The sequence below is a fragment of the Leucobacter chromiireducens subsp. solipictus genome, assembly GCF_016758195.1.
GTDB lineage: Bacteria > Actinomycetota > Actinomycetes > Actinomycetales > Microbacteriaceae > Leucobacter > Leucobacter solipictus.
The window spans coordinates 125,733-143,235 of the sequence record NZ_QYAC01000001.1; the positions used below are offsets into that span (position 1 = coordinate 125,733).

Consider the following 17,503-nt stretch of genomic DNA (forward strand, 5'->3'; position numbering starts at 1 on the left):
CCGGGATGTTTGCTGGACTCAGTGCGTTCCCGCTGACGCCGCTGCGTGGCGACGTCGTCGATGAAGACGCGCGTGTCGGTCTCATCGAACGCTTGACCGTCGCCGGGGTGGACTCGATCACCGTACTGGGCTCGACTGGGTCCTCCGCCTATCTTTCCGCTCCGGAACGGGCTCGAGTGGCGCGCCTCGCGGTCGAGCACGCCGGGACAACACCAGTTTTCGTCGGGGTGGGAGCCTTGCGAACGTCTCACGTGCTCTCCCACGTGGACAGCGCGGCGGCGGCGGGCGCAGCCGGCGTGATGCTCGCTCCGATGTCCTACCAGCCACTCACCCCCGACGACGTGTTTGAGCTCTACCGCGCGGTCACTGCGCACACGGGGCTCCCCGTGATCGTGTACGACAATCCCGCAACCACACACTTCACCTTCACTACCGATCTCTACGCACGCATCGCCGCGCTGCCCGGAATCGCGTCGATCAAGATCCCCGGGGTTCCTCCCGATCTGGACACAGCGCGTGCGCATGTCGCCAAGATTCGTTCAGTGATCCCTGCTCGCATCACCATCGGAGTGTCCGGCGATCCCTTCGCCGCCACTGGCCTCATTGCTGGCTGTGAGACGTGGTATTCCGTGATCGGTGGCACGCTCCCCGAACCGGCGCTCACCATTGCCCGGGCAGTCCGCGACGGTCGAGACGAAGACGCGCTGGCGGAATCAGCACGCCTTGCCCCGCTGTGGTCACTGTTCTCCGAGTACCAGGGGAGTCTGCGCGTCACGGCCGCGATTGCGGAACACTTGGGGCTTGCCCCTCAGCGGTGTCTGCCGCTTCCGATTCAGGGGCTGAGCGAGGAGCAGCGGAAGCGTATTGCCGCGGTGGTGGAGCAGCTTGGCTTTAGCTGAAGAGCGGGCGGCTGTGGTCGTGCACGCCGGCTGGTGCGCGGCAGGAACCGCGCGCGCCGGGACGCCGTGGCCCGTCACCACTCGGGAGAAGGGATCTCGCGTGTGAGACACACGCGAGTGACGGCGTGTTCGTTGAGGAGGATCCGGCCCAGACTGGCGTGCACCTCGAACGTCGTCCCGTATCTGCCAGGCGAGGAGCGTTCCGCATTGCCGAACTGCGCGCCGCAGTTCGGCTTCGACGGGCGGTTCAGCACGCTGGCGAGTGCGGGCCGCTCGCTGGGCGATCGGCGTTCTCAGTTGAGCTCGGGCCGCGGCGACGCCACCGCCCAACCGGTGGCGCGCGCGAGCTCCGTCGCGAGCGCCGGGGCGAGGCTGCGCGCGTAGCTCCGCGCGAGGTGGTCGGCGTCGAAGAACACGGGAACGCCGCCGATGACGCCGTAGCAGGTGTCCGCGCGGCAGAAGCGGTCGCTCAGGTCGATCGCGGCGACCCGCGGGTCGGGGCTTGCCGCGGCGGCGTCCGCGACGGCGTCGGGCGGGAGCACCTCGGACGCGGGGGCGGTGCACGCGGCGGCCCGAGCGAGGTCGAGCTCGACACAGTCGGGACCAAGCCGCGCCTCGGCGTAGGGGACATCGCGCACGACGACCACGTTCGCGCCGGTCTCGCGCCACTGCGCGAAGCGCCGCGCGCTCGCATCGGCGACCTGCTCTGCCTGCGGCCGCCCGCTGCCGTCGTCCACCGTCTCCTGCGCGGTGAAGGTGGACACCAGAATCAGCGCCGGATCGCTCGCGCGGATCCGCTCGGTGACCTCGGCACTCCAGCTCCGGCAGGCCGTTGCCTTCGCGGGGTTCGCATCCGGCACGCCCCTGAACGCGACGCGATCCACGTCGACGATCGGGCAGCCGCCCTGCATGGAGGAGTTGACGCGCCACCCGTTGCCACGCGCGACGTCGTAGACGGCGGCCTTCCAGTGCTCGGCGTGGGAGTCGCCGACGAGCCACACGAGCGGCGCTTCGGTGCCGGATCCCGCGGTGTCCGATCTCGCGGCCGAGAAGTCGCACTCGACCAGTGATGGCTGTCCTTCGGCGAGGATCTGCTGTTCGGCGAGCGCGCACTCCGGCGGCGAGTACCAGGGCGCGTTGTCGTCACCGCGGGGTGCCAGCTTCGCCGCGCCGAACGGATCGCCGCAGTCGGTCGGAGAATCGAGGGCCGCCTCGGGCGCGAGCGCGCCGGCCCCGAAGCAGCCGCTGCGCTCGAACTCCGCGGCTGCACGCGCCGCCTGGGCCGTGACTTGCTGAGCCGCCACGTGCACGCCGCCGGCGAGCAGCGCGACAACCACCACGCTCGCGGCGGTGGCCCAGAGCGTGCGCCTCGGCCGTGCGCCGCGGAACAACCGGGTGCGGCCCGGATCCTCAACGTAGCGCTTCGTGAGGGCCGCGAGCACGATCGTGAGCGCGAGGATGGCGACGCGATCCTGAAGTTGGAGCTCGCGGGACACCACCGCGGGGGCGAGCACGATCAGCGGCCAGTGCCACAGATAGAGCGAGTAGGACGCGTCGCCCGCCCACTGCGCCGGCCGCCAGCGCAGTGCGACCAGCGGCGACCAGCGCGGGGCGCGGTCGCCGGTTGCGAGGATCAGCGCGGTGCCCGCGACCGGGAGCGCAGCCCACGGGCCGGGGAACGCGGTCGTGTCCGAGAAGGTGAGCGCGGACCACCCGATCAGCCCGAACGCCAGCCAGTGCGCAACGCCGCGGACGAGCGTGACTCCCGCGCCGTCGCGGGAGAGCCAGCGGGCCCAGGCCGGTGCGGCAAGCGCGATCGCGGCCCCCACCATGAACTCCCATACCCGAGTGCCGGTGTGGAAGTACGCGAGGCTGCGCTCGGTGCCCGTCAGCCATACGGCGAAGGCGAAGGAGAGCACGCCGAGCAGCGACACCGCGAGCAGGAGACCCACCCGGGGAAACGCGGGCGCAGGCTGCGGTGCCGGGGCGAGCGTACGAGCGCGCCGGCCCAGCAGCATGGTCAGCCCGAGGAGCGTGAGCGGCCACAGCAGGTAGAACTGCTCCTCGACGGAGAGCGACCAGTAGTGCTGCACGGTGGTCGCGGCCTCACTCTGCGCGGAGTAGTCGACCGCGCTGGCCGCCAGGAACCAGTTCTCCACGTAGGCGGTCGCCGCGAAGGTCTCGTTCGCGATCCGGGGCCAGCGTTCCGCGGGCAGCCACAGCAGCGCCCCGGCGAGCGCGGCGAGGCTGACCAATAGCGCGGCGGGCAGGAGCCTGCGTGCGCGTCGCGCGGTGAACTCCGCGAAGGCGATCCGGCCCGTGTTCATCAGCTGCGAGATGAGGTGGGTGGAGATCAGAAACCCCGAGATCACGAAGAACACGTCGACGCCGACGTAGCCGCCGGGGAGCCGATCCGGCCACAGATGGTTGAGGATGACGAGCCCCACCGCGATCGCGCGGAGTGCCTGGATATCGGTGCGCGTGGGGCGCGGGGTGCGGGGTCCGCGCTTGGGGCGGGCGTCGCTGGGCACCGCGGTGCGCGCCAGTGGTGTGCTGCTCAGCGGTCGTCCTCTCGTGCGGCTCGGCGCCACACGCCAAGAATCTTGAGTCTAGTCAGCCCGCGAGTGCGCCTCTCGCACGGACGGAGCCCCCGGTCGCTCCGCGTGGAGTGACCGGGGGCTCGCGCGGGAGGATCGAGCTAGCGGCGCGGACCCTGCGGCTCGTCGGCGTCCTCGGGGTCGAGCCCGACGGCATCGATCTGGTGTGTGTCGGGCCGCTGCGGCGTGAGCCCGCCTTGCCGATCGAGTTCGGCCTCGCGCGTACGCCAGGCCTGGTACCCGGGCTCCTCGGCGAGTTCGCGCTCGATCTCGGCCGAGGTGGCGCGCAGCTTCGGATCGAACTTCAGGTAGGCGCGCGTCTCACGTGCCACGAGCCCGGACAGGATGATGAGGCCGATCAGGTTCGGGATCGCCATGAGGCCATTCATCATGTCTGAGAACGACCACGCGATCGCGAGCTGGGTCGTGGCCCCCACGAAGACGATGAGCGAGAACACGACACGGAACGGCATCACGACCCTGCGGCCGAAGATGCGGACGATGTTGCGTTCGCCGTAGTAGGCCCAGCCGAGGATTGTGGACGCCGCGAACATGACGAGGCCGATGGTGACGATCCAGTGACCCCACTCGCCCGGCAAACCGCTCGAGAAGGCTTGGCCGGTCATGAGGGCCGGGGAGAGCTGTTCGCCCGTCGCCGGGTCGATGGAGGTGTAGGTGCCGGTGGTGATGATGACGAGTCCGGTCATGGTGACCACGATGATCGTGTCGATGAACGTCTGCGTCATCGATACGAGGCCCTGGCGCACCGGGTGACTGGTCTGCGCCGCGGCCGCCGCGATCGCGGCCGAGCCCATCCCGGACTCGTTCGAGAAGATGCCGCGGGCGAAGCCGTACTGGATCGCGATGATGAACACCGATCCGGCGAAACCGCCGGCCGCGGCGGTGCCCGTGAACGCGTCCGCAAAGACCAAGCCGATCGCCGCGGGGACATCGCCGAGGTTGGCGAACAGGATGTAGAGGGCTGCGACCACGTAGAAGACGATCATGATCGGGACAAAACCTGCGGTCACCTTACCGATGGACTTGATGCCGCCCACGAGCACCACGAGCACGAAGATGGTGAGGATCACGCCCGTGACCCAGGTGGGGACCCCGAAGCTGTGTTCCACGTTCGCGGAGATCGAGTTCGACTGCGTGAGGTTGCCGATGCCGAAGCACGCGAACACGGCGAAGATGGTGAAGGACCAGCCGAGGATCTTGCCGAGCGGCCCGCGAATGCCCTTTTCCAGGTAGTACTGCGGCCCGCCGTTGCGCTCGCCCTTGCTGTCGGCCTGGCGAAACCGCACACCGAGGAAGGCCTCGGTGTACTTCGAGGCCATGCCGAGGAGGCCGGTGACCCACATCCAGAAGAGCGCGCCGGGGCCGCCGATGCCGATGGCCGTTGCGACGCCCACGATATTGCCCGTGCCGACGGTCGCCGCAAGCGCGGTGGTGAGGGCCTGGAACTGGGAGATGTCGCCGCTCGAACCCGGATCGCGGCGCCTGATAATCCCGAGGTTGAGCGCCGCCCCGAGCCGCAAGAACTGGATCCCGCCCAAGCGGAACGTGAGATAGAGGCCGGTGAGAAAGAGCAGCGGAATGAGGACAAACGGCCCCCAGATGACGCCGCCGATGGAGTCGAGAATGCTCTGCAGTGTGTCAGTCACAGTGGTGCCTATGCCCTTCGCATCGTTGCGGGAAGGGACGTGCGTCCCTTGGCGGATGTGGCGACTGTAGCAGTTGGCCGATCGGGGGCGCAAGCTGCCGCGCGGCGTGGGTGATGATCGCGGTGCACGAACGGTGGAAGCGCGGTTCAAGCGCCGTGCACGAGCGACGCTGCGCCGTGCACGAGCGGTGCTGAGTCGAGCTAGCGCTCGCGCGGGGGCAGAATCGCGGTGCGGATGGTGTCCTGGCCGTCGCGGCCCAGCTCGTGGACGCGGTGGGTGCGGAAGCGGTGCAGGAGCCAGGATTCAACCCGTCCGAGTCGCCGCCCGCGCCGCCAGATCAGGTCAACGGAGACGATCCAGTCCGTGAAGGGGTACGCGTCCAGCTGCAGCTCAACGAGCTCGCCCGAGGCGATTTCCTCGAGGATCAGCTGCCGGGGGAGCGTGGCCCAGCCGACGCCGGATCGAGCGAGCGAGACGAGCGCATCGTAGGAGTCCGCGTGCCAGGTCTGCGCGGACTGCAGGTACTCGCTCGTGGGCAGGGCGCTGGAGTGCGCGATGTAGGCGAGGCGGCGATGCCCGCGGAGTTCGTCAAATGAGGGGCGGTCGCGCGCTGCGAGCGGGTGGTCCCGGTGGGCCACGTGGGTCATCACCAGCTTGCCCATCTGATGGAACCGCAAATGCTCGGGGTACTCGGGGAGCGCGAAGGCGATCCCGAGTGCGGCTTCATCGTCGAGGACCAGGCGGCTCGCGTCGCCGCGCGCCGGGTTCCGGATCACGAGGTCGGTGTGCGGAAACGTCTCGGCGAAGTCTTCGAGCACGGGCACGACCTGCTGCGGGGGGATGCCGATGGCGAGGGTCACGCTGGGAGCGTCGTCGGCGGCGAGCGCGTCCCCGTGCCGCTCGAACGATACGGCCTGGTCGTACAGCATCCTGGCTTCGAGGAGCAGGGTCTGCCCCGCGGCCGTCAGCGTGGGGCTCCGCGAGGCCCTGTCGAAAAGCTCGACGTCGAGCGCGATCTCGAGGTTTGCGACGGCGGCGCTGATCGTCGACTGCGAACGTCCCAGGGCGCGCGCGGCCGCGGAGAACGAGCCGTGCTTCGCCGCGAGAACAAACGCTTCCACTTGTTCGAGGCTGAGTCGCATACCGCGCATCCTATCGATCAGGTCGATGGAAGCTCACTTCGTCCATCGACTACTCCGACCTTAGCCTGGCCATGTGCACACCGGAATCACGAAATCAAGGAAAGGAAGACTATGAAAACCGCGGTCAACGAAGCCCGCCTGCGTTCGTCCGATCCCGTTGATGAGGTGCTCCCGCCGCGCTCAATGGTGACGCTGGGGCTGCAGCACGTCCTCGTCGTCTACGCCGGTATCGTGGCGGTGCCCCTCGTCCTGGGGAGCGCGCTCGGCCTGGGCCAGAGCGAGATCGTCATCCTCATCAACTGCAATCTGATCATCGGTGGTCTGGCTACCCTCCTGCAGACCCTCGGGCTCTGGCGTTTCGGCGCCCGACTCCCGCTCATCCAGGGTGCCTCCTTCATCGCCCTCGCGCCCATGGTGCAGATCGGCACTGAGCACGGGATCGCGACGGTGTTTGGCTCGGTGATCGCCGCGGGCGCGCTCGCGATCGGGCTGGCCCCGCTGTTCTCGCGATTGCTGCGATTTTTCCCGCGGGTGGTGATCGGCTGCCTCATCACCACCGTGGGCATCTCCCTCATGCCGGCCGCCGCCGGGTGGCTCGGCGGCGGGTTCGGGAGTGAGACCTTCGGGCAGCCCCAACACCTCCTGATCGGCCTCCTCACCGTCGTGGTCACCGTTGCGGTCTACGCCTCATTCAGAGGCCTCATGGGGAGCCTGTCGGTGCTCATCGGCATGCTTGTCGGAACCGTCGCGGCCTTCCTCGCCGGCATGAGCGACTTCGCGGGCGTGTCCGAGGCCGCCTGGGTCGGGATCGCCGCGCCGCTCAGCTTTGGGCCACCGCAGTTCGATCTCGTCCCGATTCTCATCATGACCCTGGCGATGATCGTCATCATGGCCGAGACCACGGGGAACGCGTTGGCCATCGGCCGCATGGTGGGCGCCGACATCACGCCGCGGCGGCTGGGCAATGCGTTCCGTGGGGAGGGGCTCGCCACGATGCTCAGCGGCGTGTTCAACGGATTTCCGCTGAACGCTTTCAGTCAAAACACCGGGCTGATCGCCATGACCCGGGTCCGCAGCCGCTACGTCGTCGCGGTCGGCGGCGGGATCATGATTCTCATGGGTCTGATCCCGAAACTCGGGGCGATCGTCGCCGCGATCCCACCGGCGGTGCTCGGCGGCGGAGCGATCGTCATGTTCGGCATGACCACCGCGGCCGGCATCCAGGAACTCGCGGGAGTGAAGTATGAGGGGACCCACAACGCGCTGATCGTCGCCGTATCCCTCAGCGTGGGCGTGCTGCCGATGGCTATGCCCACCCTGCTCGAACACGTCGAGGGGCCGCTTGCCCTCGTCCTGGAGAGCGGCATCTTCCTCTGCGCGATCGTCGCCGTCCTCCTCAACGCCGTCCTCAACCGACACCCCCAAGCACTCACCACCCCACAGGAAGGAACCGACCCTATGTCGACCATTGAGAACCCCACGCCCAGCGACGCCGACCTCGCCCACTTGCGCGCGACCATCGCGCTCGCGGACGAGGCCCGCCAGGCCGGGCGGCATCCGTTCGCCTCGATCGTCGTGGCCGCCGACGGGCGCGTGATCGCGTCCAAGGGCAACAACTCGATGCCGCCCGAGGGCGATCCCACGCAGCACGCCGAACTGCGTGCCGCCGCAGAGGCGGCGACCGCGGTGCCCCTGGACGAGCTCGCCGGTGCGACGCTCTACACGAGCGCGGAGCCGTGTGTGATGTGCACCGGTGCCGTGTACTGGACCGGGATCGGGCGAATCGTGTACGCGCTCTCCGAGCACCGGCTGCTTGGCCTGACCGGCGACGACCCGGAGAACCCCACCTTCGACCTGCCGTGCCGCGAGGTGATCGCCCGCGGGCAGCGCCACATTGAGGTCCTCGGACCGCTGCTGGAGGACGAGGCCGCGGCGAGCCACGCCGACTTCTGGACGCGCCAGACGAGCTGACCGGCTGACACCGTACCGCGCCCCGCACGCATAGCCACGTTCTCCGCTGTGCGTGCGGGGCCGTGAGCATTGTTCGCTCGAATATGACATCTGAAGGCGTCAAGTTGGTGCTGTGCTGACAGCTATAGATGTCATCTCCGGGAGGAACGTCGGATGGTTGACCGGACGTCGTTGGTGCGGAAGCAGCAGCACGGTCGCTTTGGGGCACGCGCGCGCTCGTGGCGGGACCTGTCGTGTCGGCGCTCGGATTTGGCGACGGTCTGGTCGCCGCGGCCGACCCGCTGGCGACGGAGGCCGGTCGGGCGCTCGCGATGCAGTCGGTGCGGCGGCGAAAATGACCGTTCCCCGGAGGCTCGCGAGCTCCGCGACTGAAGCTCGGCGACCGTCCCGACGTGTTCCAGACGTGCTTTTCGCCGCCGCATCGACTGCGAGGAGGAGCCGCCTGTCGCTGCCGCATCGCGAGGCGGGCGGGTGGCGGTATCCTGCGCACGCTCTATGGCGAGACAGCGTGCATCACGTCCCCGCGTGCGCCTGCGCCCACGCGCGGGGTGACTGCCCCACCCGCTGGGTAAACAGACGCGAGAACGAGGTGCCGCTGTAGCCCACAGCCGTCGCAACGTCGATCACCGTGTGATCCGCGGCGAGGAGGTGCTGGGCGACGGTGATGCGCCATGCGATCAGGTACTCGTGTGGGGGAACGCCGACGAGTTCGCGGAACCTGAGGGAAAACGCACTCCGAGAGAGATGCGCGATCTCCGCGAGTTCCGGGAGGGTCCACGGGTGCTCCGGTGACTCGTGCATCGCGGTGAGCGCGCGGGCCAGCTGTGGCTGCGCGAGCCCGGAGAGCAGGCCAGGGGTGTGTGAGTGGTAGCCGGTGTCGGGGTGTTCGAGCAGGTGTCGGATGAGCTTGATGAGCACGATCTCGAAGAGCCGATCGATGACGTGGCGGTGCCCGCACAGCGGTGACGACGCCTCGGTCGCGAGGAGTTCCAGGGTCGGCCCCAGCCCGGGAACCTCGGCGAGCGGCACGATCACGTACTCCGGCAGCATGGTGACGAGCGGGTGGGCCTCGCCGCCCTGGAAATCCAGCGTCGCGCACGCGAGGTCCGCGGTGGTGCCCGCGGGGACGGCGAAGGCGTGCGGGGTGGCGCGGGGGAACAGGAGCGCCGCGGGCTCCGTAATGGTGACCGCGCGCTGCGAGCCCGGGGGCGTGAACGCGACTTCGCCGGCGCGGAGCACATGCAGAAAGCCGCTCCCCGGACGGGGATCGTACCGTTGCGTTTCGCAGACCTGGCCGATGTGGAACTGCGCGGCCTGGACGCGGAAGCGTTGCAGCAGGGCGTCCAGGCGGTCGAGGATCTCCATGCCCTCAGTGTAGATGATCGGGTAAGAAGTGTGGCGTTTTCGTGTCATATCATCTCGCAGGCTCCGTCACGATGGAGTGACCGGCCCCGCTCGGGGCGAGAACGAAGGAGAGAGTGATGAGTGTGTTTGAGCCGATCACGCAGGAGAACGCAGCCCCGGCCGTGAAGGCTACCCTCGCGAAGATCGAGGCGGCGTTCGGTACGGTGCCCAATATGTTCGCAACGGTGGCGAACTCGCCGGCCGCGCTGCAGTCCATGTGGGGATCGTTCGGGGCATTCTCCACGGGGGCCCTCGGTGCCGCGCTCACCGAGCAGATCGCGGTGGCGGTCGCGAACCGGAACCGGTGCGAGTACTGCCTCGCGGCGCACACCGCGCTGGGCACCCAGGCGGGCCTGACCGCCGAGCAGCTTGCTGCCGCCCAGCGGGGCACGGCCGAGGACCCGAAGACCGCGGCACTGCTCCGCTTCGCGCTCGCCCTCGTCGACGAGCGCGGCGCCGTCGACCCGTCGGTCTTCGCCGAACTGCGCGGACTCGGCTGGAGTGACGAGCAGATCGTGGAGACCGTCGCCCAGGTGGCCCTGAACATCTTCACCAACTACGTGAACATCGCCCTCGCGGTTCCCGTGGACTTCCCCGAGGTGCCGTTCCAGTCCTAGCGGGATTCCGCGGATCCCGCACCGTCCGAATCGCCGGAGCTCGCCGCACACGTCACGGCGGGCTCCGGCACCACGTCCGTTGGGAGCGCCCGTTGGCAACCGATCTCGTTGACACCGTTGAGATGTACCTCCGAACCGTCCTCGACCTCGAAGAGGAGGGAATCCCTGCCCTGCGGGCGAGACTCTCCGAGCGGCTCGGCCATGCCGGTGCCACCGTGTCGCAGACCGTGGCTCGAATGCAGCGCCGCGGCCTCATCGCGGTCGCGTCGGATCGGGTGCTCGAGCTCACCGCCGACGGGCGAGCGTTGGCGGTGTCCGTGCTGCGCAAACACCGGATCGCGGAGCGTTTCCTGACCGACGTCGTGGGGCTGGAATGGGCCTACGCGCACCAGGAGGCCTGCAAATGGGAGCACGTGATGAGCGACCGGGTTGCGGAACACCTGTTTGCGCTGCTGGATGGTCCGCGCTGCTCGCCGTATGGGAACCCGATCCCGCCGCGGCCGGCGAGGTGTCAGATGCGCGCCCCGGACGCGGTTCCGCGGCGGCGAGCGTACGCGCTCGCACAGCTGATTCGGGACGACGCGTTGCCTCAGCGCGTCACGTTGGTGTGGGTGTCGGAGGGGCTGCAAGCTACGGCGGGAGCACTCGCGGAGCTGCACGCACAGGGCGTGACGCCCGGGTGCGGGATGATGATCCGGCGTCGCCCCGGCGGTGCCATCCGGGTCCGGACCGACCACGAGACCCCGACGACCATCCGCACGGACCTCTGGCCGCACCTGTTCGTTCAGGAAGCTCTCGCGTGACGGGGGCCGGCGCGCGGCAGAGCGCCGTGCCCCCGGGGAGACCCGCTCGGGGGCCCCGGCGCACAGCGCTCCGCCGTGAGTCGCGGGTGTTAGGACGCCGGGACGAGTTCCTGCCGCACGTGAATGAGCTGCAGGCCACCCGCCGCGTCGGCTCGGGCGACCGCGCCAGCGAGCTCAGCGAGCGAGGCGAGCGAGGTGCCCGCGCCGCCGAATGCGCGCGCCAGGGCGGGCCAGTCGGGCTGCGCAAGGTCCACACCGATTGGCGCGATGCCGACCGCCGCCTCGTTGTCCTTGATCTCGAGGTAGCCCCCGTTGTCGACGACGATCACCGTGAGGTCCAGGCCCTGCTCCACGACGGTCATGAGTTCCTGGACGGAGAACATGAGTGCGCCGTCGCCGAGCACCGCGAACACCGGCCGCTCCGGGGACGCGATCTTGGCGCCGAGCGCGGCGGGCACGCCGTACCCGAGGGTGGCGTAGGTGGCCATGTACGGGGTCGAGCCGGAGACCGTCGCCTGATAGCTGTTGAGGAACCCTCGGTACGCCACCGTCGACGAGTCCAGGGCCGCAATCGCGTCCCGCGGGAGTGCGGCGGCGATCGCCTCGCCCAGGAGTGTGTTCACCCGGTCCGCGTCGAAGGATTCCGCCCGCGCCTGAGCGCGGAGGGCGGGAATGTCGGCGACGCACTCTCGCGGTGCCCCCGGCACGAGTGCCACGAGCTCGGCGAGTACCGCGGGCGCGTCTCCGATCAGCCCCACCGTGGCCGGTTGATTCTTGTGGAGTTGCGTCGCCAAGCGATCAACGCGAATCACGCTGCCCCGCGCGTCGAGCGTGTCCACCCACAGCTCCGCGTCGCCGAGCTTGGAGCCCACGACCAGGAGGACGTCCGCCTGCTGTGCGACGTCTCGGATCGCCGCGAACCTGAGTCCCGCCCCGAGCGAGAGCGGGTGGTGCTCGTCCACGACACCCTTGCCGTTACTCGTGGTGATCACCGGTGCGCCGAGACGCTCCGCGAGGGCGCGCACCTGTTCGGCGGCCCCGCGGGACCCACCCCCGGCGAGAATCACGGGCCGAACCGCGTCGCGCAGCAGCTCCGCGGCGCGGTGACACTCGTCGGCGCTGGGATGCGCCGGGAACGGGAATGTCCGGGGGGCGAGGAGCTGCTCGTCGATGGCGGTTTCGGCTTCGAGGACGTCGATGGGGATCTCGATCGCGACGGGGCGGGGCCGCCCTGTTGCGAAGAGCTCGAAGGCATCGTGCACCGCCTGCACCGCCTCCGCGGCGGTTTCCGGACGACGCGCCCAGGCGGTGACCGCGCGCGCGGCCCCGAGCTGGTCCTGGGTTTCGTGCAGCGTACCCCGGTCGGTGAAGCCAGCACCCAGTGGGGCGCCGGGCGTGAGGATGATCATCGCTCGCGATTCCGCGAAGGCCGTGGCGGCCGCGGAGAGCGCGTTGAGCAGACCCGGGCCGCTCGTCGTGATCACGACGCCGGGGAGCCCCGTCTGCGTCGCCCAGCCGTCGGCGCCGTATCCGGCACCCTGCTCGTGCCGGGCGGTGACCGCGCGGATGCCGAGCTCATCGAGCGGCCGGTAGAGCTCGATGTTGTGCGTGCCGGGAATACCGAACACGGTGGTCACGCCATAGCCGCGGAGGGTTCGGAGGAGGTGTCGACCCGTGGTCTGCTTCGGAAGTGTCTGCACTCTGGGTTCCTTTCGTTGTGTCTGAGGACGGGGCCCGTGGGGCGGATCCCGCCGGGAAGCGGTCTAGCTCGCGCGTCGGACGAGGGCCGCGAGCGCCGCCGAGAACGCGGCGGCTTCCTCCGCGTGAGGGCTGTGCGCGGAGTCTTCGAAGACCACGAGCTCGGCATTCGGCAGGCCTTCGAGGAGCACGGCCGCGCCGGAGAATCGCTGCTTCGCGTCGTGCCGACCGTGCAGGATCAGCGCGGGCTGCGTGATCTGGGGGAGTGCGGCACGGTGGTCAAGCTCCAGCATGTCCTCGTCATAGCGGTCGAGCACGTAGAGCGGCCACTCCAACTGCTGCTGGATCGTGGCGGTGCGCACGTCGGCGCTGACCGGGGCGTGAAACAGGTACGTGTCGGTCATTGCGGCCAGGAGGTCCGGGTAGGCACCGCCCGCCCCGGACGACGAGCCGTTGATGAACTCGAGCGACATCCCGCCCGCGACGCCGTCGCGCTCGCCGCAGTACCAGGGGCCGGAGCTGGCGACGCCGAGGCCAGCGACCCACTCCGGGTGCTGCTGGGCGGCGAGGATCGCGATGTGTCCGCCCATCCCGTGCCCCACGACCACCGCGGGTGCGCCGATCACTTCGGAGATGAGGGTGACGACGTCGCTGACGACGTGGGCCGCGGTGTAGCCGGTGCGCGGCCGGTCGGAGCGACCCGTCCCGCGCCAGTCGAAGGTCACCGTCCGAAATTCGAGCGCCAACTCGGCGACCTGCGCGTCCCACATGGCGTGTGTGGCGTTTCCGGAGCTGACGAAGACGACCGGGGTTCCGGTGCCGAAATCCTCATAGTAGATGTTGGTGCCGTCGGGCATGGCATACATGGGCATGTGCGTGTCCTTTGTGGTGATGGTGTGGGTGGCTCGCCGCGGGTGCGCGCCGGCCACGTGAGTGGGCTTGTGGGTCAGCGGGGGTGTGGGTCAGCGGGGGTGTGCCGGAGCTCGGGTGTCACGTCGGCGTGCGGCGTCGACGGAGACGGCTCTGCATCCACGTGCTGCGGGGCGAGCGCCAACGCCACCGCGTTGAGCAGTGCCATGCCCGCGGCGAGGAGGACCACGCTCCAGACGGTGCCGGTGATCGACAGCAGCCAGACCGCGGCGATGGGAGGCAGCGCCCCCCAGATCGCGGCGCCGATGCCGTGGGCGAGGGACATGGAGGTGTATCGCGCGTGCGGGCGGTACATCTGGGCCATCACGGTGGCCAGGGGAGCCCAGGTCGCGCTCATGGTGACGCGGATCAAGGAAACGAAGACGTACATGAGTGTGAGCTGGCCGCCCCCGATCACGAGCAGCAGCGGCACCATTGTGAGGAGGGAGCCGAGGACGCCGATGGTCATCATGGTCTTGCCGCCCCAGCGGTCGCCGAGGTACGCCAGGGGGAGTGTGACCGCAAACTCGATGAACGACGCAATGGTCATAGCGAGGAGCACGTGTTGGGCGGCAATCCCGACCTCTGGGCTGGTCGCGTAGTTCTGAATGAACGTGGTCGCCAGGTAGTAGAAACCGAGCGGGATCGGCAGCACGCAGATTCCCAGCAGGATCGGCCACCAGTTGTGCGTGAGTGCGAACGCGAGCGGGAACCCGGGTTCCTGTCCCTGGACCGACTCGGCGAAGACCGGTGATTCCTCGACGCGGCTGCGCACCCAGAAGCCGACCGCGATCAGGAGCGCGCTCGCCAGGAAGGGGATCCGCCACCCCCACGCCAGCATGAAGTCCTCGCCGCCGAGGGAGATCAGGAAGAAGGCCCCGCTCGCGAGGAGCGCGCCGGCGGGATTGCCGAGCTGGGTGAATCCCCCGAAGAAGACGCGCAGGCGGGTCGGCGCTGATTCGACGCTCATGAGGGCGGCTCCGCCCCACTCGCCACCGACCGCAATGCCCTGGATGGCGCGCAGCACCATGAGCAGCACCGGTGCCGCGGTCCCGATCGCGGCGTGGCTCGGGAGGAATCCGACGCCGACCGTCGCGAGGCCCATGAGGACGAGGGTGAGCACGAGCGCGGGGCGGCGGCCGATCCGGTCGCCGATGTGGCCGAAGATGATGCCGCCGAGCGGCCGAACGACAAACGCGATCGCGCTCGCAAAGAACGCGGCGATCGTGCCCAGGGCGCGATCCTGCTCGGGAAAGAACACGCTTGGGAACACCAGCGCGGCCGCGGTGGCGTAGATGTAGAAGTCGTACCACTCGATCGAGGTCCCGACGAAGGCGCCGAGCCCTGCGCGGACCGCGCGCCGGTGGGTACGACTGAGAGGGGGTCTGTGGATGGTCATGCTGCAGCTCCTTTGCTCCGTTAGCGAGAGACCTTACGGAGCTTGGAACGGTTCCACAAACGAGAAAAACGGAACCTGCGTATAGTTTCCGCGCTTATGATGGAGAAAGGACGCCATATCTTCGATGAATGTGTAGATGAGGCGGAATCTCCAACAATATGAATGCCGCCCGGTCGCACAAAATAATCGGCGATGAGGCCGCAGAGAGGAGCGAATGTGGACAACTCGGACATCGAAGCGGCGATGGTTCGGCTGCTGCAGGGTGACGGCAGGATGAGCGTGAAGGAGCTCGCTGCCCAGCTGGGGCTGCCCCGGGCCGCGGCGTCGCGGGCGCTGCGCGAGATGTTGGCGTCGGGGACGGTGCGGGTGGGGGCCGCGACCGATCCTCGGGTGGCCGGATATCGCTTCTTCCTCCACGCGCTCGTTGCGGTCGATGGCCCGGTCGAGGCGGTCGCGCGGTCACTGCGCGACCTTCCGGAGACCGTGTTTGTGGCCTCCCTCGCTGGCAGCCACGGCCTGGCGTTCGAGGCCCGGTGCGCGAGTGAAGCGGAAAAGGCGGCGACGCTCGCGCGGGTCCGCGCGATCCCGGCGGTGCGGCGCGTGCGCACGACGTCCTATACGGAGATTCTCAAGGGCCCCTTCGCCGCCGCCGTGGCGGGGCCCGAGGTGGCGCTCGACGCGATCGATCGCGCCCTCATCGCCGCGCTCGAGGCGGACGGGCGAGCGACATATGAGGCGCTCGCCCACGCCGCAGACACCAGCGTGTCAACGGCGCGGGAGCGAGTCTCACGGTTGCTGCGGGCGAAGGTGATCCGGATCTCCGCGGTGGAGCGCCGCGGCGTGCGGAACACGCAGCTCGGCATGGGCGTGGGGATTGTGGGGCACGACGGGCGCGGGGAGCTGGCGAGCTACGTGCGCGGCTCGCGGTACGTCGAGTTCGCGGCGGCGGCGTACGGGCAGTTCGACTTCATTGTCACCGTCGTAGCACCGACGCCGGCCGAACTGCACGGGGTGCTCGAGGACCTGCGTCGCCTGGTGCCCGGTGGGGAGGTCGACGCCTGGATGCAGCTCAGCATGGTGAAGGAGAGCTACGCGAGCGCGCCGCGGACGGCGATGCGACTCGGGGTCGCGGGGTCGGGCGTCGACGCCGCACACGGCGCGACAAGCGCGTCCGGCGGGGCCAGTGGGGTCAGCGCGGCCAGCGGGGATTAGTGAATGCCTGTACACTAATTGCATGGCCAGACCACAACGCGCGAGCGACGAGGAGATCGTCGCCCGGATCGCGCACCACCTCGGCAGCCGCGACTGGCCCGCGTCCTCGTGGAGCCTGGCGGAGGTGGCACCCGCTGCGGGGCTCAGCCCCGCCGGGCTCGTGAAGCGCTTCGGATCCCGCGCCGGGCTACTCCGCGCGCTCGGAGACCACTGGGTGACAACGATCCCCGACGCGCCGCAGCTTCCGGGGCGGCCACTCGAGGAGCTTCGGCAGTTCGCCCGGGATGGCTTTGCCGCCCCCACCGCGGCCGCGGCGATCGGGGGCCTAGGAGACCTGCTCGCGGATCTCGCCGACGATTCCGCCAGGGCCGTGCTCCGCGAGGGCCTCGAGCGCCAGGTGCGCTATGTGGCGCTGCTCGTGGAGCACCTCGCACTTCCGCGCACCGGCGACCCGGTGCGGGCGGCGGCCCTGCTCCTCGACGCCCTGCACGGTGGCCTCATTCGGCGCTCGGCCGAAGAGGATGGGGCGTCCCCGACCCCTGACCGCACAATCGACACGTTTTTGGAGTGGTGGACATGACCGCAGATCGCAACTGGACCGGCCGCGCGTTCCTCGGAATGAGCCTCGACGGTTTCATCGCCGGGCCGGGCGGGGACCTCGCGTTCCTGGAATCCGAACCGGGAAAGGGGTGCCACGCGGCACCGAGCTCCGATCGGCCCGCGCTCGTGTGGGAGACCTTTTTCCCGCAGATCGACACGCTCCTCATGGGGCGGTCGACCTACGAGAAGGTGCTGACCTTCGGCGACTGGCCGTTCCCCGGACTGCGGGTCTATGTCCTCAGCGGTGGGCTTTCGGATGATCAGCCGCACGCCCGCGTGGTGCGGTCCCTGGCGGAGGCGCATGACGCGCTCGCCGCAGCGGGGGCGTCGCAGGTGTATGTCGACGGCGGACGCACGGTGCAGGCCTTTCTCGCCGAGGGGTGGCTCGACGAGCTGACCGTCTCGATCCTGCCCATCGTAATCGGGGAGGGGGTCCCGCTCTTCGGTCCGGAGGCTCGCGCGGAGCTCGCGGTGCGTGGCGCGCACGTGACTGAGGATGGGCTCACGCGGATCACGTACGACGTGCTGCACTCGGCGTAGTTCGGGGATTCCCAGGCGTTTTTCGGGCACCGCACCCATAGTCTG

Annotated in this window: 14 protein-coding genes; 7 read left to right on the forward strand and 7 right to left on the reverse strand. The window is 69.3% G+C overall.

All coding sequences use genetic code 11. The features are described from left to right. Positions 1-5 precede the first annotated feature (5 nt). On the forward strand, positions 6-899 hold the full coding sequence (locus D3230_RS00580; RefSeq protein ID WP_202343613.1) for a dihydrodipicolinate synthase family protein: 894 nt from the start codon (positions 6-8) through the stop codon (positions 897-899). A gap of 293 nt (positions 900-1,192) precedes the next feature. Here D3230_RS00580 and D3230_RS00585 read toward each other — a convergent pair whose 3' ends face one another. The 3 genes from D3230_RS00585 to D3230_RS00595 form a co-directional block, all read right to left on the reverse strand. Continuing rightward, positions 1,193-3,430: an SGNH hydrolase domain-containing protein gene (locus D3230_RS00585; protein WP_202343076.1), complete on the reverse strand. Its 2,238-nt coding sequence runs from the start codon at positions 3,428-3,430 to the stop codon at positions 1,193-1,195. Positions 3,431-3,597: 167 nt separating this feature from the next. After that, complete coding sequence (locus D3230_RS00590; RefSeq protein WP_202343077.1) at positions 3,598-5,163, reverse strand: amino acid carrier protein; 1,566 nt, start codon at positions 5,161-5,163, stop codon at positions 3,598-3,600. A 200-nt stretch (positions 5,164-5,363) separates the two neighbouring features. Further along, positions 5,364-6,305, reverse strand: coding sequence for a LysR family transcriptional regulator (locus tag D3230_RS00595; RefSeq protein ID WP_202343078.1), 942 nt, complete (start codon positions 6,303-6,305; stop codon positions 5,364-5,366). Positions 6,306-6,416: 111 nt separating this feature from the next. Here D3230_RS00595 and D3230_RS00600 point away from each other — a divergent pair, with 111 nt between their 5' ends. Continuing rightward, a complete protein-coding gene (locus D3230_RS00600; RefSeq protein ID WP_202343079.1) occupies positions 6,417-8,276 on the forward strand; it encodes a solute carrier family 23 protein in 1,860 nt (619 codons plus the stop codon). A gap of 513 nt (positions 8,277-8,789) precedes the next feature. Here D3230_RS00600 and D3230_RS00605 read toward each other — a convergent pair. Then, positions 8,790-9,641: an AraC family transcriptional regulator gene (locus tag D3230_RS00605; RefSeq protein WP_202343080.1), complete on the reverse strand. Its 852-nt coding sequence runs from the start codon at positions 9,639-9,641 to the stop codon at positions 8,790-8,792. 116 nt (positions 9,642-9,757) lie between these two features. On the opposite strand from D3230_RS00605, the gene D3230_RS00610 reads away from it, so the two are divergent. Continuing rightward, positions 9,758-10,297: a carboxymuconolactone decarboxylase family protein gene (locus D3230_RS00610; RefSeq protein ID WP_202343081.1), complete on the forward strand. Its 540-nt coding sequence runs from the start codon at positions 9,758-9,760 to the stop codon at positions 10,295-10,297. A gap of 92 nt (positions 10,298-10,389) precedes the next feature. Beyond that, on the forward strand, positions 10,390-11,100 hold the full coding sequence (locus D3230_RS16135; protein ID WP_272928966.1) for a metal-dependent transcriptional regulator: 711 nt from the start codon (positions 10,390-10,392) through the stop codon (positions 11,098-11,100). A gap of 89 nt (positions 11,101-11,189) precedes the next feature. Here D3230_RS16135 and D3230_RS00620 read toward each other — a convergent pair whose 3' ends face one another. The 3 genes from D3230_RS00620 to D3230_RS00630 form a co-directional block, all read right to left on the reverse strand. After that, entirely contained in the window at positions 11,190-12,800 is a 1,611-nt protein-coding gene (locus D3230_RS00620; protein ID WP_202343082.1) for a thiamine pyrophosphate-binding protein, read from the reverse strand. Between the two features lie 63 nt (positions 12,801-12,863). Next, positions 12,864-13,670: an alpha/beta fold hydrolase gene (locus D3230_RS00625; protein ID WP_202343083.1), complete on the reverse strand. Its 807-nt coding sequence runs from the start codon at positions 13,668-13,670 to the stop codon at positions 12,864-12,866. A 74-nt stretch (positions 13,671-13,744) separates the two neighbouring features. Beyond that, positions 13,745-15,106: an MFS transporter gene (locus tag D3230_RS00630; RefSeq protein WP_202343084.1), complete on the reverse strand. Its 1,362-nt coding sequence runs from the start codon at positions 15,104-15,106 to the stop codon at positions 13,745-13,747. 216 nt (positions 15,107-15,322) lie between these two features. Between D3230_RS00630 and D3230_RS00635 the strand changes: the two genes are divergently transcribed. Genes D3230_RS00635 through D3230_RS00645 form a run of 3 tightly spaced genes read left to right on the forward strand, consistent with a single transcriptional unit; the run spans position 15,323 to position 17,458 of the window. Further along, entirely contained in the window at positions 15,323-16,318 is a 996-nt protein-coding gene (locus D3230_RS00635) for a winged helix-turn-helix transcriptional regulator (RefSeq protein WP_202343085.1), read from the forward strand. Positions 16,319-16,340: 22 nt separating this feature from the next. Continuing rightward, positions 16,341-16,898 (forward strand): TetR/AcrR family transcriptional regulator, encoded by a 558-nt coding sequence (locus D3230_RS00640; protein ID WP_202343086.1) that lies wholly within the window; start codon positions 16,341-16,343, stop codon positions 16,896-16,898. After that, complete coding sequence (locus D3230_RS00645) at positions 16,895-17,458, forward strand: dihydrofolate reductase family protein (RefSeq protein ID WP_202343087.1); 564 nt, start codon at positions 16,895-16,897, stop codon at positions 17,456-17,458. Before D3230_RS00640 ends, D3230_RS00645 begins: the two co-directional genes overlap by 4 nt. The last annotated feature ends 45 nt before the right edge of the window (positions 17,459-17,503 follow it).

Excerpts from the sequence above, each read along its gene's own strand:
- D3230_RS00610 (WP_202343081.1), top strand. The coding sequence starts at position 9,758 with ATGAGTGTGTTTGAGCCGATCACGCAGGAGAACGCAGCCCCGGCCGTG.
- D3230_RS00580 (WP_202343613.1), top strand. The coding sequence starts at position 6 with ATGTTTGCTGGACTCAGTGCGTTCCCGCTGACGCCGCTGCGTGGCGAC.
- D3230_RS00605 (WP_202343080.1), bottom strand. The coding sequence starts at position 9,641 with ATGGAGATCCTCGACCGCCTGGACGCCCTGCTGCAACGCTTCCGCGTC.
- D3230_RS00630 (WP_202343084.1), bottom strand. The coding sequence starts at position 15,106 with ATGACCATCCACAGACCCCCTCTCAGTCGTACCCACCGGCGCGCGGTC.
- D3230_RS00595 (WP_202343078.1), bottom strand. The coding sequence starts at position 6,305 with ATGCGACTCAGCCTCGAACAAGTGGAAGCGTTTGTTCTCGCGGCGAAG.
- D3230_RS00640 (WP_202343086.1), top strand. The coding sequence starts at position 16,341 with ATGGCCAGACCACAACGCGCGAGCGACGAGGAGATCGTCGCCCGGATC.
- D3230_RS00600 (WP_202343079.1), top strand. The coding sequence starts at position 6,417 with ATGAAAACCGCGGTCAACGAAGCCCGCCTGCGTTCGTCCGATCCCGTT.
- D3230_RS00645 (WP_202343087.1), top strand. The coding sequence starts at position 16,895 with ATGACCGCAGATCGCAACTGGACCGGCCGCGCGTTCCTCGGAATGAGC.
- D3230_RS00625 (WP_202343083.1), bottom strand. The coding sequence starts at position 13,670 with ATGCCCATGTATGCCATGCCCGACGGCACCAACATCTACTATGAGGAT.